At 67.6% G+C, this 26,785-nt stretch carries 31 protein-coding genes; 2 read left to right on the forward strand and 29 right to left on the reverse strand.

Annotated features, from left to right (window positions below):
* Positions 1–2: 2 nt before the first annotated feature.
* The 26 genes from rpsH to rplJ all read right to left on the reverse strand — a co-directional run bounded on the left by rpsH (position 3) and on the right by rplJ (position 22,924).
* A complete protein-coding gene (rpsH, locus tag Cco03nite_RS12540) occupies positions 3–410 on the reverse strand; it encodes a 30S ribosomal protein S8 (protein ID WP_120317131.1) in 408 nt (135 codons plus the stop codon).
* Positions 411–480: 70 nt separating this feature from the next.
* Positions 481–666, reverse strand: coding sequence for a type Z 30S ribosomal protein S14 (locus Cco03nite_RS12545; protein ID WP_120317132.1), 186 nt, complete (start codon positions 664–666; stop codon positions 481–483).
* A 4-nt stretch (positions 667–670) separates the two neighbouring features.
* Positions 671–1,240 carry a 50S ribosomal protein L5 gene (rplE, locus tag Cco03nite_RS12550; protein ID WP_203692223.1) on the reverse strand — a complete coding sequence of 190 codons (570 nt, stop codon included), beginning with the start codon at positions 1,238–1,240 and terminating at the stop codon, positions 671–673.
* Positions 1,240–1,557: a 50S ribosomal protein L24 gene (gene rplX / locus Cco03nite_RS12555; protein WP_203692224.1), complete on the reverse strand. Its 318-nt coding sequence runs from the start codon at positions 1,555–1,557 to the stop codon at positions 1,240–1,242. Before rplX ends, rplE begins: the two co-directional genes overlap by 1 nt.
* Positions 1,554–1,922: a 50S ribosomal protein L14 gene (gene rplN / locus Cco03nite_RS12560; protein ID WP_117226249.1), complete on the reverse strand. Its 369-nt coding sequence runs from the start codon at positions 1,920–1,922 to the stop codon at positions 1,554–1,556. The genes rplX and rplN overlap by 4 nt, the downstream gene beginning before the upstream one ends.
* 156 nt (positions 1,923–2,078) lie before the next feature.
* The gene (gene rpsQ / locus Cco03nite_RS12565; RefSeq protein WP_203692225.1) at positions 2,079–2,357 is read right to left on the reverse strand and encodes a 30S ribosomal protein S17; all 279 of its coding nucleotides are present in this window, start codon (positions 2,355–2,357) and stop codon (positions 2,079–2,081) included.
* A 5-nt stretch (positions 2,358–2,362) separates the two neighbouring features.
* Entirely contained in the window at positions 2,363–2,593 is a 231-nt protein-coding gene (gene rpmC / locus Cco03nite_RS12570; RefSeq protein ID WP_120321522.1) for a 50S ribosomal protein L29, read from the reverse strand.
* Positions 2,593–3,018, reverse strand: a complete 426-nt coding sequence (gene rplP / locus Cco03nite_RS12575; RefSeq protein WP_120317136.1) for a 50S ribosomal protein L16 — start codon at positions 3,016–3,018, stop codon at positions 2,593–2,595. Before rplP ends, rpmC begins: the two co-directional genes overlap by 1 nt.
* Positions 3,019–3,021: 3 nt before the next feature.
* The gene (gene rpsC, locus Cco03nite_RS12580) at positions 3,022–3,852 is read right to left on the reverse strand and encodes a 30S ribosomal protein S3 (protein WP_203692226.1); all 831 of its coding nucleotides are present in this window, start codon (positions 3,850–3,852) and stop codon (positions 3,022–3,024) included.
* The gene (gene rplV, locus Cco03nite_RS12585; RefSeq protein ID WP_203692227.1) at positions 3,852–4,325 is read right to left on the reverse strand and encodes a 50S ribosomal protein L22; all 474 of its coding nucleotides are present in this window, start codon (positions 4,323–4,325) and stop codon (positions 3,852–3,854) included. The genes rpsC and rplV overlap by 1 nt, the downstream gene beginning before the upstream one ends.
* 34 nt (positions 4,326–4,359) lie before the next feature.
* Positions 4,360–4,641: a 30S ribosomal protein S19 gene (gene rpsS, locus Cco03nite_RS12590; protein WP_120317139.1), complete on the reverse strand. Its 282-nt coding sequence runs from the start codon at positions 4,639–4,641 to the stop codon at positions 4,360–4,362.
* Between the two features lie 16 nt (positions 4,642–4,657).
* A complete protein-coding gene (gene rplB / locus Cco03nite_RS12595; protein WP_203692228.1) occupies positions 4,658–5,497 on the reverse strand; it encodes a 50S ribosomal protein L2 in 840 nt (279 codons plus the stop codon).
* 13 nt (positions 5,498–5,510) lie between these two features.
* Positions 5,511–5,813 carry a 50S ribosomal protein L23 gene (gene rplW, locus Cco03nite_RS12600; RefSeq protein ID WP_120317141.1) on the reverse strand — a complete coding sequence of 101 codons (303 nt, stop codon included), beginning with the start codon at positions 5,811–5,813 and terminating at the stop codon, positions 5,511–5,513.
* On the reverse strand, positions 5,810–6,454 hold the full coding sequence (rplD, locus tag Cco03nite_RS12605) for a 50S ribosomal protein L4 (RefSeq protein WP_203692229.1): 645 nt from the start codon (positions 6,452–6,454) through the stop codon (positions 5,810–5,812). The genes rplW and rplD overlap by 4 nt, the downstream gene beginning before the upstream one ends.
* On the reverse strand, positions 6,451–7,113 hold the full coding sequence (gene rplC, locus Cco03nite_RS12610) for a 50S ribosomal protein L3 (RefSeq protein WP_203692230.1): 663 nt from the start codon (positions 7,111–7,113) through the stop codon (positions 6,451–6,453). Before rplC ends, rplD begins: the two co-directional genes overlap by 4 nt.
* 11 nt (positions 7,114–7,124) lie before the next feature.
* Complete coding sequence (rpsJ, locus tag Cco03nite_RS12615; protein WP_007073037.1) at positions 7,125–7,433, reverse strand: 30S ribosomal protein S10; 309 nt, start codon at positions 7,431–7,433, stop codon at positions 7,125–7,127.
* Between the two features lie 388 nt (positions 7,434–7,821).
* On the reverse strand, positions 7,822–9,015 hold the full coding sequence (gene tuf / locus Cco03nite_RS12620; protein WP_120317144.1) for an elongation factor Tu: 1,194 nt from the start codon (positions 9,013–9,015) through the stop codon (positions 7,822–7,824).
* A 159-nt stretch (positions 9,016–9,174) separates the two neighbouring features.
* Positions 9,175–11,271 (reverse strand): elongation factor G, encoded by a 2,097-nt coding sequence (gene fusA / locus Cco03nite_RS12625; protein ID WP_203692231.1) that lies wholly within the window; start codon positions 11,269–11,271, stop codon positions 9,175–9,177.
* An 87-nt stretch (positions 11,272–11,358) separates the two neighbouring features.
* Entirely contained in the window at positions 11,359–11,829 is a 471-nt protein-coding gene (gene rpsG / locus Cco03nite_RS12630; RefSeq protein ID WP_203692232.1) for a 30S ribosomal protein S7, read from the reverse strand.
* On the reverse strand, positions 11,829–12,212 hold the full coding sequence (gene rpsL / locus Cco03nite_RS12635; RefSeq protein WP_120317147.1) for a 30S ribosomal protein S12: 384 nt from the start codon (positions 12,210–12,212) through the stop codon (positions 11,829–11,831). Before rpsL ends, rpsG begins: the two co-directional genes overlap by 1 nt.
* Positions 12,213–12,840: 628 nt before the next feature.
* Positions 12,841–13,476, reverse strand: a complete 636-nt coding sequence (locus Cco03nite_RS42340; RefSeq protein WP_239167321.1) for a DUF4190 domain-containing protein — start codon at positions 13,474–13,476, stop codon at positions 12,841–12,843.
* A 186-nt stretch (positions 13,477–13,662) separates the two neighbouring features.
* A complete protein-coding gene (locus Cco03nite_RS12645) occupies positions 13,663–14,016 on the reverse strand; it encodes a hypothetical protein (RefSeq protein ID WP_203692233.1) in 354 nt (117 codons plus the stop codon).
* Between the two features lie 43 nt (positions 14,017–14,059).
* The gene (locus Cco03nite_RS12650) at positions 14,060–17,950 is read right to left on the reverse strand and encodes a DNA-directed RNA polymerase subunit beta' (protein WP_203692234.1); all 3,891 of its coding nucleotides are present in this window, start codon (positions 17,948–17,950) and stop codon (positions 14,060–14,062) included.
* A gap of 94 nt (positions 17,951–18,044) precedes the next feature.
* Entirely contained in the window at positions 18,045–21,476 is a 3,432-nt protein-coding gene (gene rpoB / locus Cco03nite_RS12655) for a DNA-directed RNA polymerase subunit beta (RefSeq protein ID WP_120317150.1), read from the reverse strand.
* Positions 21,477–21,920: 444 nt separating this feature from the next.
* On the reverse strand, positions 21,921–22,307 hold the full coding sequence (gene rplL / locus Cco03nite_RS12660) for a 50S ribosomal protein L7/L12 (RefSeq protein WP_203692235.1): 387 nt from the start codon (positions 22,305–22,307) through the stop codon (positions 21,921–21,923).
* Positions 22,308–22,387: 80 nt separating this feature from the next.
* Entirely contained in the window at positions 22,388–22,924 is a 537-nt protein-coding gene (gene rplJ, locus Cco03nite_RS12665; RefSeq protein WP_203692236.1) for a 50S ribosomal protein L10, read from the reverse strand.
* Positions 22,925–23,298: 374 nt separating this feature from the next.
* Here rplJ and Cco03nite_RS12670 point away from each other — a divergent pair, with 374 nt between their 5' ends.
* Together Cco03nite_RS12670 and Cco03nite_RS12675 are read left to right on the forward strand one after the other, a co-directional pair.
* A complete protein-coding gene (locus tag Cco03nite_RS12670; protein ID WP_203692237.1) occupies positions 23,299–24,033 on the forward strand; it encodes a hypothetical protein in 735 nt (244 codons plus the stop codon).
* Positions 24,030–24,410 carry a GntR family transcriptional regulator gene (locus Cco03nite_RS12675; RefSeq protein WP_203692238.1) on the forward strand — a complete coding sequence of 127 codons (381 nt, stop codon included), beginning with the start codon at positions 24,030–24,032 and terminating at the stop codon, positions 24,408–24,410. Before Cco03nite_RS12670 ends, Cco03nite_RS12675 begins: the two co-directional genes overlap by 4 nt.
* Positions 24,411–24,599: 189 nt before the next feature.
* Here Cco03nite_RS12675 and rplA read toward each other — a convergent pair whose 3' ends face one another.
* From rplA to nusG, 3 genes are all read right to left on the reverse strand, one after another.
* Positions 24,600–25,313, reverse strand: coding sequence for a 50S ribosomal protein L1 (gene rplA, locus Cco03nite_RS12680; protein ID WP_203692239.1), 714 nt, complete (start codon positions 25,311–25,313; stop codon positions 24,600–24,602).
* 89 nt (positions 25,314–25,402) lie between these two features.
* A complete protein-coding gene (rplK, locus tag Cco03nite_RS12685; protein ID WP_120317156.1) occupies positions 25,403–25,834 on the reverse strand; it encodes a 50S ribosomal protein L11 in 432 nt (143 codons plus the stop codon).
* Positions 25,835–26,076: 242 nt separating this feature from the next.
* The gene (gene nusG, locus Cco03nite_RS12690) at positions 26,077–26,781 is read right to left on the reverse strand and encodes a transcription termination/antitermination protein NusG (RefSeq protein ID WP_203692260.1); all 705 of its coding nucleotides are present in this window, start codon (positions 26,779–26,781) and stop codon (positions 26,077–26,079) included.
* Positions 26,782–26,785 lie beyond the last annotated feature (4 nt).

The raw sequence follows: 26,785 nt of genomic DNA on the forward strand, positions 1-26,785 counted from the left end.
CCTCACCAGACGTAGGCGAGGACTTCCCCGCCCACCCCGCGCTTACGGGCCTGCCGGTCGGTGAGCAGCCCCTGAGACGTCGAAATAATCGCCACACCCAGACCGCCGAGAACACGCGGCAGCTCCGGGGACTTGGCGTAAACCCGCAGGCCGGGCTTGGAGACACGCCGGATGCCGGCCAGGCTCCGCTCCCGGTTCGGGCCGAACTTCAGTTCGACGATCAGGCTCTTGCCGACGGCACCCTCGGCGGGCTCCTCGACAGCCCAGGCGGCGATGTAGCCCTCGGCCTTGAGAACCTCGGCGACGTTCGCCTTGATCTTCGAGTAGGGCATCGCCACCCGGTCGTGGTACGCCTGGTTGGCGTTGCGCAGACGCGTGAGCATGTCTGCAATCGGGTCGGTCATCGTCATTGTTTATCAGCCTTTCTCGCCGCGGTTCCCGGAGTCGCTCCGGGCCTACGGCGAAGGGGAAGCCTTGGATTTACCAGGAAGCCTTGGACACGCCGGGGAGCTCACCCTTGTGAGCCATGTCCCGAACACAGACCCGGCACAGCCCGAACTTGCGGTAGACGGCCTTCGGCCGGCCGCACTTCTGGCACCGGGTGTACGCGCGCACCGCGAACTTCGGCTTGGCCGCAGCCTTGATGATCAGCGCCTTCTTGGCCATGTGCTCAGTTCTCCTTGAACGGGAAGCCCAGGAGCTTGAGCAGCGCCCGGCCCTCATCGTCGGTCTTGGCGGTGGTCACGAGCGTGATGTCCATGCCCCGGACCGCATCGATCTTGTCCTGGTCGATCTCGTGGAAGACCGACTGCTCAGTCAGACCGAAGGTGTAGTTGCCGTGACCGTCGAGCTTGCGCCCGTCCAGACCGCGGAAGTCGCGGATACGCGGCAGCGCGATCGACAGCAGCCGGTCCAGGAACTCCCACATCCGGTCGCCGCGCAGGGTCACCTTCGCGCCGATCGGCATGCCCTCACGCAGCTTGAACTGCGCGATGGACTTGGTGGCCTTGCGGATCAGCGGCTTCTGGCCGGTGATCGCGGTGAGGTCCTTGACCGCACCGTCGATCTTCTTCGAGTCACGGGCCGCCTCACCGACGCCCATGTTGACCACGATCTTCACCAGGCCCGGCACCTGCATCGGGTTGGCGAAGCCGAACTGCTCGCGCAGCTGGCCGGCCACCTCGTTGCGGTAACGCTCCTTGAGACGCGGCATGGCCTTGGTCTCGGTCGCCGTCGTCATCACAGCTCCTTGCCGGTGCGACGCGAGACGCGAGTCTTCACGCCGTTCTCGTCGACCTTGTAGCCCACCCGGACGGGCTTGCCGTCCTCGACGACCATCACGTTGGAGACGTGGATCGGCGCCTCCTGGGTGATGATGCCGCCGGTCTTGGCGCCACGCTGGGTGGTACGGATCTTCTCGTGCTTGGTGATCCGGTTAACGCCCTCGACCAGGACCTTCTCGGTACGGGGGTAGGCCGCGATGACCGTACCCTCCTTGCCCTTGTCCTTGCCGGCGATGACCTTGACCTTGTCGCCCTTCTTGACCTTCATGGTCACAACACCTCCGGGGCAAGGCTGATGATCTTCATGAAGCGCTTGTCCCGCAGCTCACGACCCACCGGGCCGAAGATACGGGTTCCGCGCGGGTCCCCGCCGTCCTTGATGATGACGGCGGCGTTCTCGTCGAAGCGGATGTACGAGCCGTCGGGACGGCGCCGCTCCTTGACGGTGCGAACGATGACCGCCTTGACGACGTCACCCTTCTTCACACCGGCACCGGGGATGGCGTCCTTGACGGTGGCCACGATGACGTCGCCGATGCTCGCGTAGCGCCGACCCGAACCACCGAGAACGCGGATGCACAGAATCTCCCGGGCACCCGTGTTGTCGGCGACTCGCAGTCGCGACTCCTGCTGGATCACGTCAACTCCTGTATGTCTGCCGGTTCTCCGCCCGCCCGGTCAGGGCGGGCGGAGCCTGGCGGAACTCGAACCACCCGGAACGCCCTGCTGGGCGCACCGGACGGCTATCTGAACTTCCCGGCCGCTAGGCGGCCGGCGAACCTGCCGGAGGCAGGGTCACTTGGCCTTCTCGAGGATCTCCACGACCCGCCACCGCTTGGTGGCGGACAGCGGACGGGTCTCCATGAGCAGCACCCGGTCACCGATGCCGCACGCGTTCTGCTCGTCGTGCGCCTTCAGCTTGCTGGTACGACGCAGAACCTTGCCGTACAGCGAGTGCTTGACCCGGTCCTCGACCGCCACGACGACGGTCTTGTCCATCTTGTCGCTGACGACCAGACCCTCGCGTACCTTACGCCGGTTCCGCTCGACTGCGTTCTCGTTGGTCTCGCTCATGTTCCCTACGCCACCTCAGTAGGCGCGGCCGAGAGCCCCAGCTCACGCTCGCGCATGATCGTGTAGATCCGGGCGATCTCGCGACGGACCACATCCAGCCGACGGTTGTTGTCGAGCTGGCCGGTCGCACCCTGCACGCGGAGGTTGAACAGCTCCGCCTTGGCCTCCCGCAGCTTCGCGACCAGTTCCTCGGAGGAACTCTCGCGCAGCTCGGCTGCCTTGGTACCGGCTGCCATCACGCCTCACCCACTTCGCGCTTCACGATTCGGCACTTCATCGGGAGCTTGTGGATCGCGCGGCGCATGGCCTCACGAGCAATCTCCTCGTTCGGGAACGCCATCTCGAAGAGAACGCGTCCCGGCTTGACGTTCGCCACCCACCACTCGGGCGAGCCCTTGCCGGAACCCATACGGGTCTCGGCGGGCTTCTTGGTCAGGGCCTGGTCCGGGAAGACCGTGATCCAGACCTTGCCACCACGCTTGATGTGACGGGTCATGGCGATACGCGCCGACTCGATCTGCCGGTTCGTGACGTACGCCGGCTCGAGCGCCTGGATGCCGAACTCGCCGAACACCACCCGGTTGCCGCCCTTGCTCCGACCGGACCGGTCGGGGTGGTGCGGCTTGCGGAAGCCATTCGGAGGCTTACGCGGCATCAGCATTGTTCAGCCCTCCTGCTCAACCGCCGCGGCCGGAGCCGCGTCGGCGCTGTCCTTGGTGAGCTCCGCGGCGGCCGCGCGGCCGGCCTCGGTGCCTGCACCGGTCGTGCCGGTGGCACCCGAACGGCCACGGCGCGGTCGCTCGGACCGCTCGCCGCCACGGCCTTCACGGCGCTGGCGGCCCGGGGCCTCGGCCGGGGTCTCGCGACCCGGCACGGCGTCACCCTTGTAAATCCAGACCTTCACGCCGATGCGGCCGAAGGTGGTACGGGCCTCGAAGAAGCCGTACTCGATGTTGGCGCGCAGCGTGTGCAGCGGCACGCGACCCTCACGGTAGAACTCCGTGCGGCTCATCTCAGCACCGCCGAGGCGGCCCGAGACCTGGACACGGATGCCCTTGACCATCGGGTTCTTCATGGCCGACTGGATCGCCTTGCGCATCGCCCGGCGGAACGCCACGCGGCCCGAGAGCTGCTCGGCGATGCCCTGCGAGACCAGCTGAGCGTCCGACTCGGGGTTCTTGACCTCGAGGATGTTCAGCTGGACCTGCTTCTTGGTGAGCTTCTCGAGCTCGCCGCGCAGGCGCTCGGCCTCCGCACCCTTCCGGCCGATGACGATGCCCGGCCGGGCGGTGTGGATGTCGATGCGGACCTTGTCACGGGTGCGCTCGATCTCGACCTTCGAGATACCGGCGCGCTCGAGGCCCTTGGCCATCATGCGGCGGATCGCGACGTCCTCGCCGATGTAGTCCTTGTAGAGCTTGTCGGCGTACCAGCGGGACTTCCAGTCGGTCGAGATGCCGAGCCGGAACCCAATCGGGTGGACTTTCTGACCCATTACTTGGTCTCCTCCTGCTCGGCGGCCTCAACCTCGGGCTTCGCGGCGGCCTTGGTGGCCTTGGCCGGCGTCGCCTTCGCGGCGGCGGTGGCCTTGCGGACCGGCGCCTTCGGCGCGACTGCCTCCACCTCGACGGTGATGTGGCAGGTGCGCTTGCGGATCCGGTACGCCCGGCCCTGCGCCCGCGGCCGGAACCGCTTCAGCGTCGGGCCCTCGTCCACGTAGGCAGCGCTGACCAGCAGCGCGTCCGGGTCGAGACGCTCGTTGTTCTCAGCGTTGGCGATGGCGCTGGCCAGCACCTTGTAGACCGGCTCGCTCGCCGCCTGCGGCGCGAACTGCAGCACCGTCAGTGCCTCCTTCGCGGGCAGACCGCGGACGAGGTTGACCACACGGCGCGCCTTGGTGGCGGACAGGCGCACGTGGCGGGCGACCGCACGGGCGCCCGGCGCGGCCTGCGCGTCATTCGTAGGCATCGTGTTTCCCCTAAATCCTGTTTACGGTCCGCCGTCAGCGACGGCGACTCTTCCGGTCGTCCTTCTCGTGACCCTTGAACGTCCGGGTCAGCGCGAACTCGCCGAGCTTGTGCCCGACCATCGCCTCCGACACGAACACCGGGACGTGCTTGCGCCCGTCGTGCACGGCGATCGTGTGACCCAGCATGTCCGGGATGATCGTCGAACGCCGCGACCAGGTCTTGATGACGTTCTTGGTGCCCTTCTCGTTCTGCACTTCCACCTTCTTGAGCAGGTGGTCGTCGATGAAGGGGCCCTTCTTCAGGCTGCGAGGCATCTGTCAGCTCTCCCTATTACCCGCGCTTGCGGGTGGCGTAGCGGCGGCGGACGATCAGCTTGTCGCTCGCCTGGCCCTTGCGGCGGGTGCGACCCTCGGGCTTGCCCTTCGGGTTCACCGGGTGGCGACCACCGGAGGTCTTACCCTCACCACCACCGTGCGGGTGGTCGACCGGGTTCATGGCGACACCACGGACGGTCGGGCGCTTGCCCTTCCACCGCATACGACCGGCCTTGCCCCAGTTGATGTTCGACTGCTCGGCGTTGCCGATCTCGCCGACCGTCGCGCGGCAGCGGACGTCGACCTTGCGGATCTCGCCCGAGGGCATACGCAGGGTGGCGTAGTCCTCTTCGCGGCCCAGCAGCTGGATTCCGACGCCGGCCGAGCGGGCCAGCTTGGCGCCGCCACCCGGACGCAGCTCGACGCAGTGCACGGTCGTACCGACCGGGATGTTGCGCAGCGGCAGGTTGTTGCCCGGCTTGATGTCGGCACCGGGGCCGGACTCGACCAGGTCGCCCTGCTTCAGGTCCTTCGGCGCGACGATGTAGCGCTTCTCGCCGTCGACGTAGTGCAGCAGCGCGATGCGCGCGGTGCGGTTGGGGTCGTACTCGATGTGCGCGACCTTGGCCGGCACACCGTCCTTGCCCACCCGGGTGAAGTCGATCAGACGGTACTGACGCTTGTGGCCGCCGCCCTGGTGCCGCGTGGTGATACGGCCGTGAACGTTACGGCCGCCCTTCTTCGGCAGCGGAACGACGAGCGACTTCTCCGGCGTCGACCGGGTGACCTCGGTGAAGTCGGCGACGCTGGAGCCACGGCGACCGGGCGTCGTCGGCTTGTACTTACGGATACCCATTGTCTTATACCCCTCAGCTCACCGGTCCGCCGAAGGCTTCGATGCGGTCGCCTTCGGCGAGCTTCACCATCGCGCGCTTCGTCGCCTTGCGCTGACCCCAGCCGGTGCGGGTGCGCTTGCGCTTGCCCTCACGGTTGAGCGTGTTCACGGTCAGCACCCGAACATTGAAGATCTGCTGAATAGCGATCTTGATTTCGGTCTTGTTCGCGTCCGGGTGCACCAGGAAGGTGTACCAGTTGCGGTTGAGCTCGCCGTAGCTCTTCTCCGAGACCACCGGAGCGACGATGATGTCGCGCGGGTCGGCAATCGTCGTCACTTGGAACCCTCCTCAGCGGGCACGCCCAGGAACTCCTCCAGCGCCTCGGTGGTGAAGACCACCGCGTCGCTGACGAGCACGTCGTACGTGTTGAGCTGCCCGGCCTCGATCAGGTGCACCTGCGGCAGGTTGCGCAGACTCACCCAGTTGATCTCGTCGTTGGCGCCCAGCACGACCAGCACGCGGCGGGCCTCGCCCGCGACCTTCTGGACCGTCGCGAGGGCGGCCTTCGTCGACGGCGTCTCGCCGGCCACGAACGCGTCGACCACGAACAGCACGCCGTTGCGGGCCCGGTCCGACAGGGCACCGCGCAGGGCGGCGGCCTTCATCTTCTTCGGGGTCCGCTGGCTGTAGTCACGCGGCACCGGGCCGTGGACCACGCCACCGCCGGCGAACTGCGGCGCGCGGATCGAGCCCTGACGGGCGCGACCGGTGCCCTTCTGCTTGTACGGCTTCTTGCCGCCACCGGCGACCTCGCCGCGGCTCTTCGCCTTGTGCGTGCCCTGGCGCGCGGCGGCCAGCTGCGCCACCACGACCTGGTGCATCAGCGAGATGTTCGCCTGCACGTCGAAGATGTCGGCGGGCAGCTCGACGGAGCCGGTCTTGGCGCCCTCGGCACTGATCACGTCAACCGTGGTCACTTCGCTGCACCACCCTTCTTCTTCGTCTTGGCCGCACTGCGAACCAGCACCAGCGCGCCCTTCGGGCCCGGGATGGCGCCCTTCACGAGCAGCAGGTTGTTCTCGGTGTCCACGGCGTGCACGGTGAGGCCGGGCGCGGTGTAGCGCACGCCACCCATGCGACCCGCCATGCGGACGCCCTTGAACACGCGACCCGGCGTGGCGCAAGCGCCGATCGAACCGGGCGAGCGGTGCTTGCGCTCGACGCCGTGGCTGGCCTTGAGGCCGTGGAAGCCGTGGCGCTTCATGACACCGGCGAAGCCCTTGCCCTTGGTCTTGCCCGTCACGTCGATGGCCTGACCGGCCGCGAACGTGTCGACGGTGACCTCCTGGCCGAGCTCGTACGAGTCCGCGTCAGTGGTGCGCAGCTCGACGATGTGCCGGCGGGGGGCGACGTTCGCCTTGGCGAAGTGGCCCGCCTTGGGCTGGCTCACCTTGCGCGGGTTGATCGCGCCGAAAGCCAGCTGAACGGCCTGGTAGCCGTCCTTCTCGGTGGTACGAACCTGGGTGACGACGCACGGGCCGGCCTGCACCACGGTCACGGGGACGACTTTGTTGTTGTCCCAGACCTGAGTCATGCCGAGCTTGGCGCCCAGGATGCCCTTAACTTGCCTGTCCATCAGTCCGGTCCCTACAGCTTGATCTCGATGTCGACGCCAGCCGGCAGATCGAGTCGCATGAGCGAGTCGACCGTCTTCGGGGTCGGGTCGATGATGTCGATCAGACGCTTGTGCGTGCGCATCTCGAAGTGCTCGCGCGAGTCCTTGTACTTGTGCGGCGAACGGATCACGCAGAAACGGTTGATCTCCGTGGGCAGTGGCACCGGCCCTGCGACCTGAGCACCCGTACGGGTCACCGTCTCGACGATCTTCCGTGCCGAGGAATCGACGACCTCGTGGTCGTAGGCCTTGAGCCGGATGCGGATCTTCTGTCCCGCCATGGTGGCTTCTGTTTCCTTCTCTCAAGCCGCTACCTGCGGCGGCAGACGGTGGGGCCTGCCCCCTGTCCGACCCCCGCGGTCGGGCGTGTCGCGCGCTGAACCAGACTGATTCCCTATTAAAAGGTCATTTGCCTTGGCTCAACGGGCATCACGCCCGATCACGGAAGCTTCACGTCAGAGGCCCGAAGACCCCCACGTCACGCGACGCGGCCCACCCGGCGCAACTTCAAGCTGCTCTGGGCGCGACCGGTCGCAACGCAACCTGTTCATTATGCCGTATCGGGTACGGCATTGTGAAATCAGGGTGCCGGGGCTCACTAAAACAGGCCCGACCTGCGTACACGTAAAGGTGCGGGCGCCCCGCCCGAAGGCAGGGCGCCCGCGTAGATCACTTGGTGATCTTGGTGACTCGGCCGGCACCGACCGTGCGGCCACCCTCGCGGATCGCGAAGCGGAGGGTCTCCTCCATGGCGATCGGCTGGATGAGCTTCACGGACATCTCGACGTTGTCGCCGGGCATGACCATCTCGGTGCCCTCGGGCAGCGTGACGACACCGGTGACGTCGGTGGTGCGGAAGTAGAACTGCGGCCGGTAGTTCTGGAAGAACGGGGTGTGACGGCCACCCTCCTCCTTGGAGAGGATGTAGACCGACGCCTCGAACTCCGTGTGCGGGGTGGTCGTGCCGGGCTTGACCACGACCATGCCGCGCTCGACGTCCTCGCGCTTGATGCCACGCAGCAGCAGACCGACGTTCTCGCCCGCGCGGGCCTCGTCGAGCAGCTTGCGGAACATCTCGATGCCGGTGCAGGTGGTCTTCATCGACTTCTCGCGAATACCGACGATCTCGACCTCCTCGTTCGGCTTGAGGATGCCACGCTCGGCGCGACCGGTGACGACGGTGCCACGACCGGTGATCGTGAAAACGTCCTCGATCGGCATGAGGAACGGCTTGTCGACCTCACGCTCGGGCTGCGGGATCGCGGAGTCGACCGCGTCCATCAGGCCCATGAGCGCCTCGGACCACTTCGGGTCGCCCTCGAGCGCCTTCAGCGCGGAGACCCGGACGACCGGCAGGTCGTCACCCGGGTACTCCTGGTTCGACAGCAGCTCGCGGATCTCGAGCTCGACCAGCTCCAGCAGCTCCTCATCGTCGACCATGTCGCTCTTGTTGAGCGCCACGACGATGTAGGGCACGCCGACCTGACGGGCGAGCAGCACGTGCTCGCGGGTCTGCGGCATCGGGCCGTCGGTAGCGGCGACCACCAGGATGGCGCCGTCCATCTGGGCGGCACCGGTGATCATGTTCTTGATGTAGTCAGCGTGACCCGGGCAGTCAACGTGCGCGTAGTGCCGGTTCTCCGTCTGGTACTCGACGTGCGCGATGGAGATCGTGATACCACGAGCCTTCTCCTCCGGCGCCTTGTCGATCTCGTCGAACGGGGTGTACGGGTTGAGTGCCGGGAACTTGTCGTGCAGGACCTTAGTGATGGCCGCCGTCAGCGTCGTCTTACCGTGGTCGATGTGACCAATGGTGCCGATGTTGACGTGCGGCTTAGTCCGCTCGAACTTCGCCTTCGCCACTGGTGTCCTCCTGTGGACTGTTGGTTCGTTCGCCCGACGGCGCCGACTGGCGCTTAGGACCTTTGCCCGCCGGGGTCGCCGGCGCTTCCTTGCTGTGCTGAGACCGTGGAGAGCTCAGCCGTGGTGAGGCCGGCGCGGACGCCGGCCTCACCACCGCGGTCACTCTCCGGTGGCCTTAGCGATGATCTCCTTCGCCACGTTCTGCGGAACCTCGGCGTAGGAGTCGAATACCATGCTGTAGCTGGCCCGGCCCTGAGTCTTCGACCGCAGGTCGCCGACGTAGCCGAACATCTCGGACAGCGGCACCAGGGCGCGCACGACGCGGGCGCCGCTACGCTCCTCCATCGCCTGGATGATTCCACGGCGGGAGTTCAGGTCGCCGATGACGTCACCCATGTTGTCCTCGGGGGTGACGACCTCGACTGCCATCATCGGCTCGAGGATGGCGGGGTCGGCCTTGCGGGCCGCCTCCTTCAGCGCCATCGAGCCGGCGATCTTGAACGCCATTTCCGACGAGTCGACCTCGTGGTACTTGCCGTCGATCAGCGTCAGCTTCACCCCGACCAGCGGGTACCCGGCCAGCACGCCGTACTGCATCGCGTCCTGGGCACCGGCGTCGATCGAAGGGATGTACTCCTTCGGGATGCGGCCACCGGTGACGGCGTTGACGAACTCGTACTGCGCCGGGGCGTCCAGCGGCAGCGGCTCCAGGCCGATGATGACGCTCGCGTACTGGCCCGAGCCACCGGTCTGCTTCTTGTGGGTGTACTCGAGCTTGTCCACCGTGCGGCGGATCGTCTCGCGGTACGCCACCTGCGGCTTGCCGACGTTGGCCTCGACGTTGAACTCGCGCTTCATGCGGTCGACGAGGATCTCCAGGTGGAGCTCGCCCATGCCGGAGATGACCGTCTGACCGGTCTCCTCGTCCAGCTTCACGCGGAAGGTCGGGTCCTCCTCGGCGAGCTTCTGGATCGCGACGCCCAGCTTCTCCTGGTCGGCCTTCGTCTTCGGCTCGATGGCCACCGAGATGACCGGGTCCGGGAACGTCATCGACTCCAGGATCACCGGGTGCGCCGGGTCGGACAGCGTGTCACCGGTGGTGGTCTGCTTGAGACCCTGCACCGCGATGATGTCGCCCGCGAACGCCTGGGGGCGCTCCTCACGCTTGTTGGCGTGCATCTGGTAGATCTTCCCGACCCGCTCCTTGCGGTCCTTGGTCGAGTTGATCACCGGCGAGCCCGAGTCGAGCGTGCCCGAGTAGACGCGCACGTAGGTCAGCTTGCCCAGGTGCTTGTCGGTCTGGATCTTGAAGGCCAGGCCGGAGAACGGCTCGCTCGAGTCGGCGTGCCGCTCGGCCGGGGTCTCCCCGTCCATCAGCGTGCCGTCGATGGCCGGGATGTCCAGCGGCGACGGCAGGAAGTCGACGACCGCGTCCAGCATCGGCTGCACGCCCTTGTTCTTGAACGCGGAGCCGCAGACGACCGGGTTCAGCTTGCCGGCGATGGTGGCGCGACGGATCGCGGCCTTGAGCTGCTCGACGGTGAACTCGCCACCCTCGAGGTAGCTCTCCATGATCTCGTCGTCCGCCTCGGAGAGGGTCTCGAGCAGCTTGGTGCGCCACTCGTCGGCCTGCTCCTGCAGGTTGGCCGGGATCTCCTCGATCGCGTAGTCCTCACCCTTCTGGGTCTCGCCGCGCCAGGTGAGCGCGCGCATGCCCAGCAGGTCCACGACACCGATGTGGTCGCCCTCGAGACCGATCGGGATCTGCAGCACCAGCGGGGTGGCGTTGAGACGGGTGATCATCATGTCGACGCAGCGGAAGAAGTCCGCACCGGTGCGGTCCAGCTTGTTGACGAAGCACATACGCGGCACGTTGTACTTGTCGGCCTGGCGCCACACGTTCTCGGTCTGCGGCTCCACACCGGCCACACCGTCGTACACGGCCACCGCGCCGTCGAGCACGCGCAGCGAACGCTCCACCTCGACGGTGAAGTCGACGTGGCCGGGCGTGTCGATGATCTGGATCGTGTGGCCCTTCCACTCACACTTGGTAGCAGCGGAGGTGATGGTGATACCACGCTCCTGCTCCTGCTCCATCCAGTCCATGACGGCAGCGCCCTCGTGGACCTCACCGATCTTGTGCGTGATTCCGGTGTAGAACAGGATCCGCTCGGTGGTGGTGGTCTTACCGGCGTCGATGTGGGCCATGATGCCGATGTTGCGGGTCTTGGCGAGGGCGGCGTCTGCGGCGGCCACTTCACGATCCTTTCGGAGTGGGACTCAGTCCCGGAAAGTCAAGGTTGTGGAGCCGGAACCGACGGATCGGCCCGGCTCCACGTTGGTTCACCAGCGGTAGTGCGCGAAGGCCTTGTTGGACTCGGCCATCTTGTGCGTGTCCTCGCGACGCTTGACAGCGGCGCCCAGACCGTTGCTGGCATCGAGCAGCTCGTTCATGAGGCGCTCGACCATCGTCTTCTCGCGACGGGCGCGGGAGTAGGTCACCAGCCAGCGCAGACCCAGCGTGGTCGCCCGGGCCGGACGGACCTCGACCGGAACCTGGTAGGTCGCGCCACCGACACGGCGGCTGCGGACCTCGAGGGTCGGCTTCACGTTGTCCATGGCGCGCTTGAGCGTCACGACGGGGTCGGTGCCGGTCTTCTCGCGGCAGCCCTCGAGCGCGCCGTACACGACACGCTCGGCCAGCTGGCGCTTGCCGGCCAGCAGGATCTTGTTGACCAGCTGGGTGACCAGCGGCGAGTTGTACACCGGGTCAGCGGCCAGCGGCCGACGCGGAGCGGGGCCCTTACGAGGCATTACTTCTTCCCTTCCTTGACCAGCTTCGCGCCGTAGCGGCTACGCGCCTGCTTGCGGTTGCGGACACCCTGGGTGTCGAGCGAACCACGAATGATCTTGTACCGCACGCCGGGCAGGTCCTTCACACGACCGCCGCGGACGAGCACGATCGAGTGCTCCTGCAGGTTGTGGCCGACACCCGGGATGTACGCGGTGACCTCGATCTGGCTGCTCAGCTTGACGCGAGCGACCTTCCGCAGTGCCGAGTTCGGCTTCTTGGGCGTCGTGGTGTACACACGCGTGCACACACCGCGCCGCTGGGGGCTCCCCTTCAGCGCCGGCGTCTTGGTCTTGCTCGTCTTCGCCTGGCGGCCCTTGCGGACCAGCTGCTGGATTGTGGGCACCGGTGTTCTCCGCTCCCTTTGCTTCCTCTCCGCGACTTTCTGGTCGCGGAAACTTATGTGGCCGTGGCCGCGAATGCGGCCCGAACTGCTGCGATCGGCGCCGTCTCGGAGTGATCCAGGACGCGTCCCGACCCCCGCGGTCGGGCGTGTCGTCCGGCGCACGGGCCCGACGGCTCGATTTCTCGAGCTGTCGGAGTCTGTCGTTGTCGTGGTGCTGCGGGCTGCCCGACCATCGGTCGAACTCTCCCGCGTCGGCGCACGCACGAGGGGCCCGGGCAAGCCCGGGCACGAGGGGAAAGAGTACCGAACCGATGGCCCACTGGTCAAAACGGGGTGACCCGACCCCCCGTCGATGCGAGGCAACCAGTCGTTCCGAGCAACCAGTCCGCCGTCAGTGCGAACTCCGACAGCCAGTCTACCTCTTCGATTCCCCGGCCCCGAACGGGATACCGCACCGTGAGGTAGCTCGCATGCCAGGACGGTCCGCGCGGCTCCCGAGCTCGCCCGCCGCTCTGCCGGCCGCCGACCGACGGCCACCGTGGGTCCGCCGAAAGTCCGCGGAAGACCCCGGGCGTGCGCGGCCTGCCGAAAGACCGCGGAACCGAGGCCTGCGCGGCCTGCCGCCGGATCAGCCGGCGCTGAGCGCGATCGCGGTGATCAGGCCGATCGCGGCCAGCACCAGGCCGACCGCGCCGCACACCAGGCCCGCGATGGCGACCCCGCGACCGGTCAGGTTGCCCGCCGCCAGCCGGATCTGCCGAATCCCCAGCCAACCGAGCAGCACACCCGCCGCCCCGAGCAGGATCGACAGCACCGCGAACGCCCCGGCGACCAGGCCTCCCCAGCCCTGCTGCGAGCCCGCCAGGCCGAAGCACCACACCACCAGCGAGACGAGGACCGAGCCCACGCCGGCCACCAGCGCACTGGCCGCCACACCCGACGCCGTCTTCGGCGCACCCAGCACCGCCAGGCCGTACGGCGTCCCCGGCACGATCTCCACCCGTACCGGCGGCGGGTAGTTCACCGGCCGCGGCCCGGCCGCCGGCTGCCCTGCCGCGGGCGGCGCAGCCGGCGGCTGCACACCCGCCGGGTGCGTCACCGGCCACTGCGGCACCGGAGGCTGCTGGCCTGACGGCGCGGAAGGCCAGTGCTGCTGCGCAGGCTGCTGCTGCTCACCCGACGGCGCGGGCCAGTGCTGCGCAGGCTGCTGCTCGCCCGACGGCACGGAGGGCCACTGCGGCACCGGAGGCTGCTGGTAGGTCACGCCGCCGATCCTGCCACGTCCCGCCCACTCCCCGCCCGCGGTGCCTCAGCCCCACCCATGAGGCGGCAACCGACCACATCTCTAACGATCATGAAGTTGTGCCTACGACACGCCGCCGACCCGTGCCATAAGTTCATGATCAACGCGACGGCGCGACCGCGCGGGCGGGCCGGGGCCGGAACCGGGTCAGTTGATGGTGGGTGGGAAGTCCTGGGTGCCGAAGTGGACGCCGCGGAGGAACAGCCAGACGGTCAGGGTGAGCAGGCTCAGGGCGGCCAGGGCCAGGGCGAGCCAGGACAGGCGTTCCGCCCAGCGGACGCGGCCGGCGCCGGTGCGCCAGCCCTCCCCCGCGTGCAGCTCCTCGCGGGCCTGGCGGGCCAGGACGAGGGCGATCGTGGCGGGCACGATGCCGCCCACGGCCAGGCCGGTGACCGCGGCCAGCAGGCCGAGGCCGAAGGCGGCGGTGGCCTTGGTGTCGGCGACCGGCTCGGGATCAGCCGGGTCGCGGGCGGCTGCGGATACGAAAGCGGCGTCCCCCATGCCGTGTAAACGACACGGGGGACGCCGCGATCACTTCAAACGCTTACCGGTACGACCCGAAGTCGAAGTCGTCCAGCGGCACCGCGACACCCGACGCCGGGCCGAAGCCGTAGTCGGTCTCGCCGTACGAGGTCATCGAGTAGACCTTGGCCTTCGCCTCCTCGGTCGGCTCCACCCGGACGTTGCGGTACTTGCTGATGCCGGTACCCGCCGGGATGAGCTTGCCGATGATGACGTTCTCCTTGAGACCGATGAGCGAGTCACTGCGCGCGTTGATCGCCGCGTCGGTGAGCACCCGGGTGGTCTCCTGGAAGGAGGCCGCCGAGAGCCACGACTCGGTCGCCAGCGACGCCTTGGTGATACCCATCAGCACCGGACGGCCTGCTGCGGGCTCGCCGCCCTCGGAGACCAGGCGGCGGTTCTCGCCCTCGAACTGCGCACGGTCGACCAGCACACCCGGCAGGAACTCGGTCGCGCCGGAGTCGATGATCGTGACCCGCTTGAGCATCTGGCGGATGATGATCTCGATGTGCTTGTCGTGGATCATTACGCCCTGCGAGCGGTAGACCTCCTGGACCTCGTTGGTCAGGTGGACCTGGACCGCGCGCGGACCCATGATGCGCAGCAGCTCGTGCGGGTCGATGGTGCCCTCGGTGAGCTTCTCGCCGACCTCCACGTGCGAGCCGTCGTGCACCCGCAGCTTCACCCGGTTCGAGATCTTGTCGTGGACGATCTCCTCGCTGCCGTCGTCCGGCACGATGATGATCTTCTTCGACCGGTCGCCCGCCTCGATCCGGATGCGTCCCGGAGTGTCCGCGATCGGCGCCTTGCCCTTGGGCACACGCGCCTCGAAGATCTCCTGGACACGCGGCAGACCCTGGGTGATGTCCTCACCCGAGGCGGCGCCACCGGTGTGGAAGGTACGCATCGTCAGCTGCGTGCCCGGCTCACCGATCGACTGGGCCGCGATGATGCCGACGGCCTCGCCGACGTCCACCAGCTTGCCGGTCGGCAGCGAACGGCCGTAGCAGGCCGCGCAGACGCCGAGCTTCGACTCGCAGGTGAGCACGGACCGCACCCGGACGCCCTCGATGCCGGCCTTGACCAGCTTGTCGACGACGATCGAGTTGAGGTCGGTGCCGCGCGCGGCGACCAGGTTGCCGTTGGCGTCGGACATGTCCTCGGCCAGGGTGCGGGCGTGCGCGCCGGTCTCGGCGTGCTCGTGCACCGACAGCACACCGTCGTGGCGCGTGCCGATCTGCATCGGGATCGCCCGGTCGGTGCCGCAGTCGTCCTCACGGATGATCACGTCCTGCGACACGTCCACCAGACGACGGGTCAGGTAACCCGAGTCGGCGGTACGCAGCGCGGTGTCGGCCAGACCCTTGCGGGCGCCGTGCGTGGAGATGAAGTACTCCAGCACGCTCAGGCCCTCGCGGTACGAGGACTTGATCGGCCGCGGGATGATCTCACCCTTCGGGTTGGCCACCAGGCCACGGATCGCCGCGATCTGGCGCAGCTGCAGCATGTTGCCTCGAGCGCCCGAGTGGATCATGCGCCACAGCGGGTTCTCCAGCGGCAGAGCGGTCTCCAGCTCCTTGGCCACCTCGTTGGTCGCCTTGGTCCAGAGCTCGATCAGCTCGCCGCGGCGCTCCTCGGCGGTCATCAGACCACGCTGGTACTGCTTGTCGAAGCGCTCGGCCTCCTTCTCGTACCGCTCAAGGATCTGGCCCTTGCGCGGCGGCGAGATGACGTCCTCCATGCCGATGGTGACGCCGGACCAGGTGGCCCAGTGGAAGCCGGCCTCCTTGAGCGCGTCCAGGGTCGCCGCCAGGGCGACCTTCGGGTAGCGCTCGGCCAGGTCGTTCACGATGCCCGAGAGCTGGCCCTTGCGGACCTCGTGGTTGACGAAGCGGTAGCCCACCGGGAGGGTCTCGTTGAACAGGACCCGGCCCAGCGTGGTGTCCAGGATGACCGGCGCGTTCGGCTCCCACTCCTCCGGCTGGACCCACGCCTCGGCGCCCGGGCCGTTGTCGACCGAGGTGATGCCGTTGAGGCGGATCCGGACCGGCGCCTGCAGGTGCAGCTCGCCGTTGTCGAAGGCCATCATCGCCTCGGCCTCGGAGCTGAACACCCGTCCCTCGCCCAGCATGCCGGTGCGCTTGTGGGTCAGGTGGTACAGCCCGATGATCATGTCCTGGGTGGGCATGGTCACCGGCTTGCCGTCGGCCGGCTTGAGGATGTTGTTGCTGGACAGCATCAGGATGCGCGCCTCGGCCTGGGCCTCGGCGGACAGCGGCACGTGCACGGCCATCTGGTCACCGTCGAAGTCCGCGTTGAAGGCGGTGCAGACGAGCGGGTGGATCTGGATGGCCTTGCCCTCGACCAGCTGCGGCTCGAACGCCTGGATGCCGAGGCGGTGCAGGGTGGGTGCACGGTTGAGCAGCACCGGGTGTTCGGTGATGACCTCTTCCAGCACGTCCCACACGACCGGGCGCTGACGCTCGACCATGCGCTTGGCCGACTTGATGTTCTGGGCGTGGTTCAGGTCGACCAGCCGCTTCATCACGAACGGCTTGAACAGCTCCAGCGCCATCTGCTTGGGCAGACCGCACTGGTGCAGCTTGAGCCGCGGGCCGACGACGATGACGGAACGGCCCGAGTAGTCCACGCGCTTGCCGAGCAGGTTCTGGCGGAACCGGCCCTGCTTGCCCTTGAGCATGTCGGACAGCGACTTGAGCGGGCGGTTGCCCGGACCCGTCACCGGCCGGCCACGGCGGCCGTTGTCGAACAGCGCGTCGACGGCCTCCTGCAGCATCCGCTTCTCGTTGTTCACGATGATCTCGGGCGCGCCGAGGTCGATCAGACGCTTGAGGCGGTTGTTGCGGTTGATGACCCGGCGGTACAGGTCGTTCAGGTCGGACGTCGCGAAGCGGCCGCCGTCGAGCTGCACCATCGGGCGCAGGTCCGGCGGGATGACCGGGACGCAGTCGAGCACCATGCCCAGCGGCGAGTTGCCGGTGGCCAGGAACGCGGCCACGACCTTGAGCCGCTTGAGCGCGCGCAGCTTGCGCTGCCCCTTGCCCGAGCGGATGGTCTCGCGCAGGAACTCGGCCTCGGCCTCGAGGTCCATGTTCTGCACCAGGGCCTTGATGGCCTCGGCGCCCATGCCGCCGGTGAAGTACTCACCGAAGCGGTCGCGCAGCTCGCGGTAGAGCAGCTCGTCGGTGACCAGCTGCTTGGAGTCGAGCTTGCGGAACGTGTCCAGCACCTCGTCCAGGCGGTCGATCTCGCGCTGCGCCTTGTCGCGGATCTGGCGCATCTCCCGCTCGCCGGCCTCCTTGACCTTGCGGCGCACGTCGGCCTTGGCGCCCTCGGCCTCCAGCTCGGCCAGGTCGGACTCGAGCTTGACGGCCCGCTTCTCGATCTCGGCGTCGCGGGCGTTCTCGGCCTGCCGCTTCTCGGCGAAGATCTCGTTCTCGATGGTGGTCATGTCGCGGTGACGCGCCTCGGCGTCCACGCTCGTGATCACGTACGAGGCGAAGTAAATGATCTTCTCAAGGTCCTTCGGCGCGAGGTCCAGCAGGTAGCCCAGCCGGCTCGGCACGCCCTTGAAGTACCAGATGTGGGTGACCGCGGCGGCGAGCTCGATGTGGCCCATCCGCTCACGGCGCACCTTGGAACGGGTCACCTCGACGCCGCAGCGCTCACAGACGATGCCCTTGAAGCGGACCCGCTTGTACTTGCCGCAGTAGCACTCCCAGTCCCGCTGCGGACCGAAGATCTTCTCGCAGAAGAGTCCGTCCTTCTCGGGCTTCAGGGTGCGGTAGTTGATCGTCTCGGGCTTCTTGACCTCGCCGTGCGACCAGCGCCGGATGTCTTCCGCGCCCGCCAGGCCGATCCGAAGCTCATCGAAGAAGTTAACGTCGAGCACGTTGTATGTCCCTCTTTGCTCGTGTCTTCATCAGTGTCAGTTGATGGCGGAGGCGTCCTCCACACGCCGGAGCGCGCGGAGGACGCCTTTTACATCAGACTTCCTCGACGCTGCTCGGCTCCCGCCGGGACAGATCGATACCGAGCTCCTCCGCCGCCCGGAACACCTCGTCGTCGGTCTCGCGCATCTCGAGCGCCACACCGTCGCTGGACAGCACCTCGACGTTCAGGCACAGCGACTGCAGTTCCTTGAGCAGCACCTTGAACGACTCGGGGATACCCGGCTCGGGGATGTTCTCGCCCTTGACGATGGCCTCGTAGACCTTCACGCGACCCAGCACGTCGTCGGACTTGATGGTGAGCAGCTCCTGCAGCGCGTAAGCCGCGCCGTAGGCCTGCATCGCCCAGCACTCCATCTCGCCGAACCGCTGGCCACCGAACTGCGCCTTACCACCCAGCGGCTGCTGCGTGATCATCGAGTACGGGCCGGTCGACCGAGCGTGGATCTTGTCGTCGACCAGGTGGTTCAGCTTCAGGATGTACATGTAGCCGACCGAGATCGGGTCCGGCAGCGGTTCGCCGGAGCGGCCGTCGAACAGCTTGGCCTTGCCCGACTCGCCGATCAGCTGGGTGCCGTCGCGGTTGGGCAGGGTGCTGCCGAGCAGACCGGCGATCTCGTCGTCGTGCGCGCCGTCGAAGACCGGGGTCGCCACGTTCGTGTTGGCCTCGGCCTCGTGCGCGCCGATCGAGCGCAGTGCCTTCTTCCACTCGGCGTCGTCGCCCGAGACCTTCCAGCCGGTCTTCGCGACCCAGCCCAGGTGGACCTCGAGAACCTGGCCGATGTTCATTCGACCGGGCACGCCCAGCGGGTTGAGCACGATGTCGACGGGCGTGCCGTCCTCCAGGAACGGCATGTCCTCGACCGGAAGGATCTTGGAGATGACACCCTTGTTGCCGTGGCGGCCGGCGAGCTTGTCGCCGTCCTGGATCTTGCGCTTCTGGGCCACGTACACCCGGACCAGCTCGTTGACGCCCGGGGGCAGCTCGTCGCCGTCCTCGCGGGAGAACGTGCGCACACCGATGACCGTGCCGGTCTCGCCGTGCGGCACCTTCAGCGAGGTGTCGCGGACCTCGCGCGCCTTCTCACCGAAGATCGCGCGGAGCAGCCGCTCCTCCGGGGTCAGCTCGGTCTCGCCCTTGGGCGTGACCTTGCCGACCAGGATGTCGCCCGGCACGACCTCGGCGCCGATCCGGATGATGCCCCGCTCGTCCAGGTCCGCCAGCATCTCTTCGCTGACGTTCGGGATGTCGCGGGTGATCTCCTCCGGGCCCAGCTTGGTGTCGCGGGCGTCGACCTCGTGCTCCTCGATGTGGATCGAGGTGAGCACGTCCTCCTGCACCAGGCGCTGGGACAGGATGATCGCGTCCTCGTAGTTGTGGCCCTCCCACGGCATGAAGGCGACCAGCAGGTTGCGGCCGAGCGCCATCTCACCGTTGTCGGTGCAGGGGCCGTCGGCGATGACCTGACCGGCCTCGACGCGGGCGCCCTCCGGGACCACCGGCTTCTGGTTCACGCACGAGCCCGAGTTGGACCGGCGGAACTTGTGCAGCAGGTAGGTCCGGCGGAAGCCGTCGTCCTGGTGCACGGTGATGTAGTCCGCGCACAGGTCCTCGACCACGCCGCCGACCTCGGCCACGACCACGTCGCCGGCGTCGGTCGCGGCACGGTACTCCATACCCGTGCCGACCAGCGGGGCCTCGGCCTTGACCAGCGGCACCGCCTGACGCTGCATGTTCGCGCCCATGAGGGCACGGTTGGCGTCGTCGTGCTCGAGGAACGGGATCATCGCGGTCGCGACGGACACCATCTGCCGCGGCGACACGTCCATGTAGTCGACCTGTGCCGGCGGCACGTAGTCGACCTCACCGCCCTTACGGCGGACCAGGACGCGGTCCTCGGCGAAGGAGCCGTCACCCATCAGCACGGCGTTCGCCTGCGCCTTGATGTAACGGTCCTCCTCGTCCGCGGTCAGGTAGTCGATCTGGTCGGTGACCCGGCCCTCGACGACCTTGCGGTACGGCGTCTCGACGAAACCGAACGGGTTGACCCGCGCGAACGTCGACAGCGCGCCGATCAGACCGATGTTCGGGCCTTCCGGCGTCTCGATCGGGCACATCCGGCCGTAGTGCGACGGGTGCACGTCACGGACCTCGAAGCCGGCGCGGTCACGCGACAGACCACCCGGGCCGAGCGCCGACAGGCGGCGACGGTGGGTCAGACCCGCGAGCGGGTTGGTCTGGTCCATGAACTGCGACAGCTGCGACGTGCCGAAGAACTCCTTGATCGCGGCCACCACGGGGCGGATGTTGATCAGGGTCTGCGGCGTGATCGCCTCGACGTCCTGCGTGGTCATGCGCTCACGCACGACGCGCTCCATGCGGGAGAGACCGACCCGAACCTGGTTCTGGATCAGCTCGCCGACGGTGCGCAGACGACGGTTGCCGAAGTGGTCGATGTCGTCGGCCTCGTAGCCCTCCTCGCCCGCGTGCAGGCGGGCCAGGTACTCCACGGTGGCGACGATGTCGTCCTCGGTCAGCGTTCCCGTCGTGATCGGGATCTCGAGCTCGAGCTTCTTGTTGAACTTGTAACGACCGACCTTGGCGACGTCGTACCGCTTCGGGTTGAAGAAGAGGTTGTCGAGCAGGGTCTGGGCGTTCTCGCGCGTCGGCGGCTCGCCAGGGCGCAGCTTGCGGTAGATGTCGAGAAGGGCCTCGTCCTGACCGGCGATGTGGTCCTTCTCGAGGGTCGTCATCAGGAGCTCGGACCAGGCGAAGCGCTCGCGGATCTGGTCGTTGGTCCAACCGATCGCCTTCAGCAGGACCGTGACGGCCTGCCGGCGCTTGCGGTCGATACGTACACCGACCGTGTCGCGCTTGTCGATGTCGAACTCCAGCCAGGCACCCCGGCTCGGGATGACCTTGACGCTGGAGAGGTCGCGGTCGGAGGTCTTGTCCGGCTCCTTGGAGAAGTACACGCCAGGAGAACGGACAAGCTGGCTGACGACGATGCGCTCGGTGCCGTTGATGATGAAAGTGCCCTTCGGCGTCATCATCGGGAAGTCACCCATGAACACGGTCTGGCTCTTGATCTCGCCAGTCGAGTTGTTGGTGAACTCCGCGGTCACGAACAGCGGCGCGCAGTAGGTGAGGTCCTTCTCCTTGCACTCCTCGATGGAGGCCTTGACCTCGTCGAAGCGCGGGTCGGAGAAGCTGAGCGACATGGTGCCGGAGAAGTCCTCGATCGGGCTGATCTCTTCGAGGATCTCCGCGAGTCCCGAGCGGGCGTCTGCGAGAGCCGACGAACGGGACTGCCAGGACTCATTGCCGACAAGCCAGTCAAAAGACTCGGTTTGGATAGCGAGCAGGTTGGGTACTTCGAGGTGTTCGGTGATCCTGCCGAAGGAGATCCGGCGGGGAGCGAACGCGCTCGACGATCGACTGGTCTTCGCAGGGCGGGAGGCTGCCAAGATACGTCCTTCCGAGGACCGGTGGTGCAACGGCCGTTACGCGAGCAGCCCGACAACCCCTGGTCCAGAGCCGACGTCAAAAGACGTCCGGCAATCCGGGCAGGGGGAAGTCGAAGGGCAGCGCAAACTAGCACTGTAGCAGAAGCACAGACCGCTGTCGAGTCCCCACGGCAGGCTTTCGCAGAACGTGCTCCAGACCACCTTCAGATCGGTGTCGCCACGCTCTGTACCCCGCCCGCTACGTACTCGGAAGGTCGTGCTGAAGAAAGACTGCCTGGCGTCGCCGTTCACGTCAAGACCCGGCGACGGGTTCCAGTGTCCAACACTGCGTCAACTTCGCATCACTACGCGTTTGCCCAGCATGCGTGAGGGGCGGACACCCATGGGATGCCCGCCCCTCGATGCGGTCACGCTGTCGGCGTAAAGCCCCCGCGTGACCTCAGATCACTTGAGGGTGACCTTGGCGCCCTCGGCCTCGAGCTTGGCCTTGGCCTTCTCGGCGGTGTCCTTGTTCGCCTTCTCGAGGATGGCCTTCGGCGCGGCCTCGACCACGTCCTTGGCCTCCTTCAGGCCCAGGCCGGTCAGCTCACGCACGACCTTGATGACCTGGATCTTCTTGCCACCGTCGGACTCGAGGACGACGTCGAACTCGTCCTTCTCCTCGACCTCGACCGGAGCGGCGCCGCCGCCGGCCGGGCCGGCCATGATGGCAGCCGGGGCGGCGGCCTTCACGTCGAAGGTGGTCTCGAACTCCTTCACGAACTCGGAGAGCTCGATCAGGGTCATCTCCTTGAAGGCCTCGAGGAGCTCGGTGCTGCTCAGCTTCGCCATGTCAGGCGTCCTTTCTTAGCGGGTCTACATGCCGCGGCAGGAGGCCGCGAGCTGGATGGTTCGGACGACGTCGACGCCGGTCAGGCGTCGGCGCCCTCCTTCTCGCGCTTGTCCTGCAGAGCGGCGGCCGTGCGAACGGCCTTCGCCAGCGGGGCCTGGAACAGCGCCGCAGCGTTGCTCATGCTTGCCTTCATGGCGCCGGCCAGCTTGGCCAGCAGCACCTCGCGGGACTCGAGGTCGGCGAGCTTGGCGACGTCCGCCGCCGTGATCGCCTTGCCCTCGAAGACGCCGCCCTTGATGACGAGCAGCGGGTTCGCCTTCGCGAACTCCTTCAGGCCCTTCGCCGCCTCGACGACATCGCCGGAGACGAAGGCGAGCGCGGTAGGACCGGTGAACAGAGCGTCGAGACCGGTCAGACCGGCGTCGGTCGCGGCGCGCTTGGCAAGCGTGTTCTTGGCGACGGTGTACTCGGCACCGCCCAGCGAACGACGCAGCTCGGTCAGCTGCTTCACGGTCAGGCCGCGGTACTCGGTGAGCACCGTGGCGTTCGACTCGCGGAAGCGCTCGGTGAGCTCCGCAACACTGCCGGCCTTGTCGGCACGGATCTTGTCCGCCATGTCCCCTCCTCTCTCGTACTCCAGGCTGGTCTCGCGGGACCCGGCGTTCGACAGAAGCGGACAAACAAAACGCCCCGGCGCAGGGCGCACGGGGCTTCACACGGCACAGGGCCGCCAGGCTCACCGTTCTTCCCTGCGCGGGCCGCCCGTGGGTCCGCTCGTTGCCGAGCGACGGGGCCTTCGATCGTCTCCGGATGACTCCGGATCTGATGACCAGCGGTCTTTGGGTGGAACTGTTGCCGGTAACGATACGTGACCTGGCACCGGCCACCAAATCGGGGTGGTGTGAGCTGTCTTGTATCAATCGATTGACACAAGACGCAGCGATGTCGTTCACTTGTATCAGTTGTCTGATACAACGGGGAGGTCAAAAGATGAACGGAGCCGCCTACGTGCGGTCGGCCGGGGTGGTCCTGGGTGGCGCGCTGGGTCTGACGGTGGCCAACAGTTCCCTGATCCCGCTCGCCGTGCCCCTGTTCACCGTGTTCGTGCTCGCCGGCGTCGGGGTCAGCGAACTGATGTCGCCTCGGCCGTCCCGATCGGGGCAGTCGACGGCGCAGCTCACGGCCCGCGACGCCGATGCGTACCTGCCGCCCGGATACCGGGCCCGACTGCGCTGGCTGAGTCTGGCGGTGCTGGTCACCGTGCCGCCGATCGCCGTACTGATCGGGGCGAGCCCAGCCGCCTGGTCTGGGCAGTTCAGCGCACGCGGCGCCATCGTGCGCCTGGTGCCCACCGTGGTCTTCCTCGTGGGCTGGTGCCTGATCGCGCGGCAGCTGCTGCGCCGCATCGCCGAGGCAGGCCACGCCGGGCTGGACCCGCAGCACCTCGCCGCGGACGTGGCATGGCGGCGGCGGGCGTCACGGCTGGTCCTCGGCACCACCGGGGTGCTGCTCTCCGGCACCCTGGCCGGCGCGCTGTTCTGCTACAGCCAGCGCCACTGGCTGATGTTCCTCGGCGGTTGGGGCTGGTGGATGTTCGGCCTGCTCGTCCTGGCGCTGTCCGCGTTCCTGGTGTTCGCGCACTACCTGCACCTGCTGATCGACCCGGGTCCGGCGGGCGTGGTGAGCGTCGGCACGCGGCGGGAGCCGGCCGAGGCCGTGGCGTGATCCCCACGATCACCATCCGGCCCGGCCCCGTGCCGCCGTATGAACAGATACGGGCTCAGGTCGAGGCGCTGATCAACGGCGGGTTGCTGATGGCGGGCCACCGCCTGCCGCCGATCCGGCAGCTCGCCGCGGACCTGGGCTTGGCGACCGGCACGGTCGCTCGCGCGTACCAGGAACTGGAGGCGGCCGGACTGGTGACGACCCGGCGCGCCGCGGGCACGGTGGTGGCCGCGCGAACCGCTGAACCGCCGGCGGACCGACGGGGGCCGCTGACACAGGCGGCGCGTGCGTACACCGCCACCGCCCTCACCCTCGGCGCGGACCTCGACGAGGCTCTCGCCGCAGTCCGCGCAGCGTGGCCCGACCCGACCGGCTGACCCCGGCTGACTCGGCCGGGTCGCCGGGCCGCCCGGCGGGCAGGTTGGGAAGGGCACCTTCCTTTACATATAGGGATGTGAAGGTGCCCTTCCTTCGCCCCAAGGCGGCGCGGCGCGGTGCGGTGTGAAAGCGGAAGGCCCCGCCTCGCGGGTGCGAGGCGGGGCCTTCCGGCTGGAGAACGAGGCGGATCAGGCCTCGGGGTTCTCCTGGATGTTGCGGGTCACGTTGGGGTCGACCGGGATGCCGGGGCCCATCGTGGTGGTGACGAAGACCTTCTTCAGGTACTTGCCCTTGGACGCCGACGGCTTGGACCGCAGCACCTCCTCCAGCACCGCGGCGTAGTTGTCGACCAGCTGCTCCGCAGTGAACGACGCCTTGCCGATGATCAGGTGCAGGTTCGAGTGCTTGTCCACGCGGAAGGTGATCTTTCCGCCCTTGATGTCGGCCACCGCCTTGGCGATGTCCATGGTGACCGTGCCGGTCTTCGGGTTCGGCATGAGGCCGCGCGGGCCCAGGATCCGCGCGATCCGACCGATCTTGGCCATCTGGTCCGGCGTCGCGATCGCGGCGTCGAAGTCCAGCCAGCCTTCCTGAATGCGGGCCACCAGCTCGTCGGTCCCGACGGCGTCGGCGCCGGCGGCGGTCGCCTCGGCGGCCTTCTCGCCGGAGGCGAAGACGATCACGCGGGCGGTCTTACCGGTGCCGTGCGGCAGGTTGACCACGCCGCGGACCATCTGGTCCGCCTTGCGGGGGTCGACGCCGAGGCGCATCGCGACCTCGACCGTGGCGTCGAACTTGACCTTGGTGGTGTCCTTCGCCAGCTTGATCGCCTCGACCGGGGTGTACAGCTTGTCCCGGTCGACCTGCTCAGCGGACTTGTTGTAGCTCTTGCCGTGCTTCATTTCTCAAGATCTCCTGTGGTTGTGTCGAGCCCTCACGGGGCCCTCCCACGAAACTTCGACCGTCAGGCGGCGGATGCCGCGTGCGGCATTCAGTCCTTGACGGTGATGCCCATCGACCGGGCGGTGCCGGCGATGATGCGCTCGGCCATGTCCAGGTCGTTGGCGTTCAGGTCGGACATCTTCTTCTCGGCGATCTCGCGCACCTGGGCACGCGTCACCGAACCGACCTTGGTGGTGTGCGGCACGCCGGAGCCCTTGGCGACACCGGCAGCCTTGATCAGGAGGCGGGCGGCCGGCGGCGTCTTCAGCACGAACGTGAACGAGCGGTCCTCGTACACGCTGATCTGTGCCGGGACGATGTCACCGCGCTGCGACTCGGTCTGGGCGTTGTACGCCTTGCAGAACTCCATGATGTTCACACCGTGCTGGCCCAGCGCCGGACCCACCGGCGGAGCCGGGGTGGCCTGGCCGGCCTTCAGCTGCAGCGTGAACGTCTTGACGAGTTTCTTCTTCGGAGGCATGTCTACTTCCTGGGACTTGTCGACCCGCCCGTTCGGCGGATCAGGGTGGTTTACACCGGACCGGCCGGTGCGTTCGCGCGCACGGTCAGCGCGCGGCACAGGCCGGACGTTCTAGGTTAGCGCATACTCGCGGGCGCCTATCCGGCGAGGTGGCCCCCACCGGGCCGGATGTGAGCCGCGACGCGCTGAAACGCCGCGCGGCGGGGCCCCGAGGGGCACCCGCCGCGTCGTCACGTCTGCAACTAGATCTTGGCGACCTGGTTGAAGTTCAGCTCGACCGGAGTCTCCCGGCCGAAGATCGACACCAGCACCTTGAGCTTCTGCTGGTCGGCGTTGATCTCGGAGATCGTGGCCGGCAGCGAGGCGAACGCGCCGTCGGTCACGGTGACCGAGTCGCCGACCTCGAAGTCCAGCACCCGGACCTCGGCCTTGGCCTTCTTCTGGCCGGCGCCGGGCTGCTCCACCGCGGGCAGCAGCCACTTCAGCACCTCGTCGAGGCTCAGCGGCGCCGGGCGGTCGGCCCGGTCCGTCGCGCCGACGAAGCCGGTCACACCCGGGGTGTTGCGCACGCACGAGTACGACTCGGGCGTGAGGTCCATGCGGACCAGCAGGTAGCCGGGGAAGACCTTGCTCTGCACCTGGGTGCGCTTGCCGTTCTTGACCTCGACCTCTTCCCGGGTCGGCACCTCGACCTGGAAGATGAACTCCTCCATGTCGAGGCTCGTGATCCGGGTCTCGAGGTTGGTCTTGACCTTGTTCTCGTAGCCGGCGTACGAATGCACGACATACCAGTCGCCGGGCGCGAACCGCAGCTTCTGGCGCAGCTCGGCGGCCGGGTCGAACTCGTCCTCAGCGGGTGCCGTCGCAAGTGCGGGCTCGTCGGTCACCGCGACCGCGGAGGTCACCTCGGTGTCTTCCGTCTGGGCCGTCTCGTCGTACTCAGGCACGTAG

It is taken from the genome of Catellatospora coxensis (assembly GCF_016862635.1).
Taxonomy (GTDB): Bacteria; Actinomycetota; Actinomycetes; order Mycobacteriales; family Micromonosporaceae; genus Catellatospora; species Catellatospora coxensis.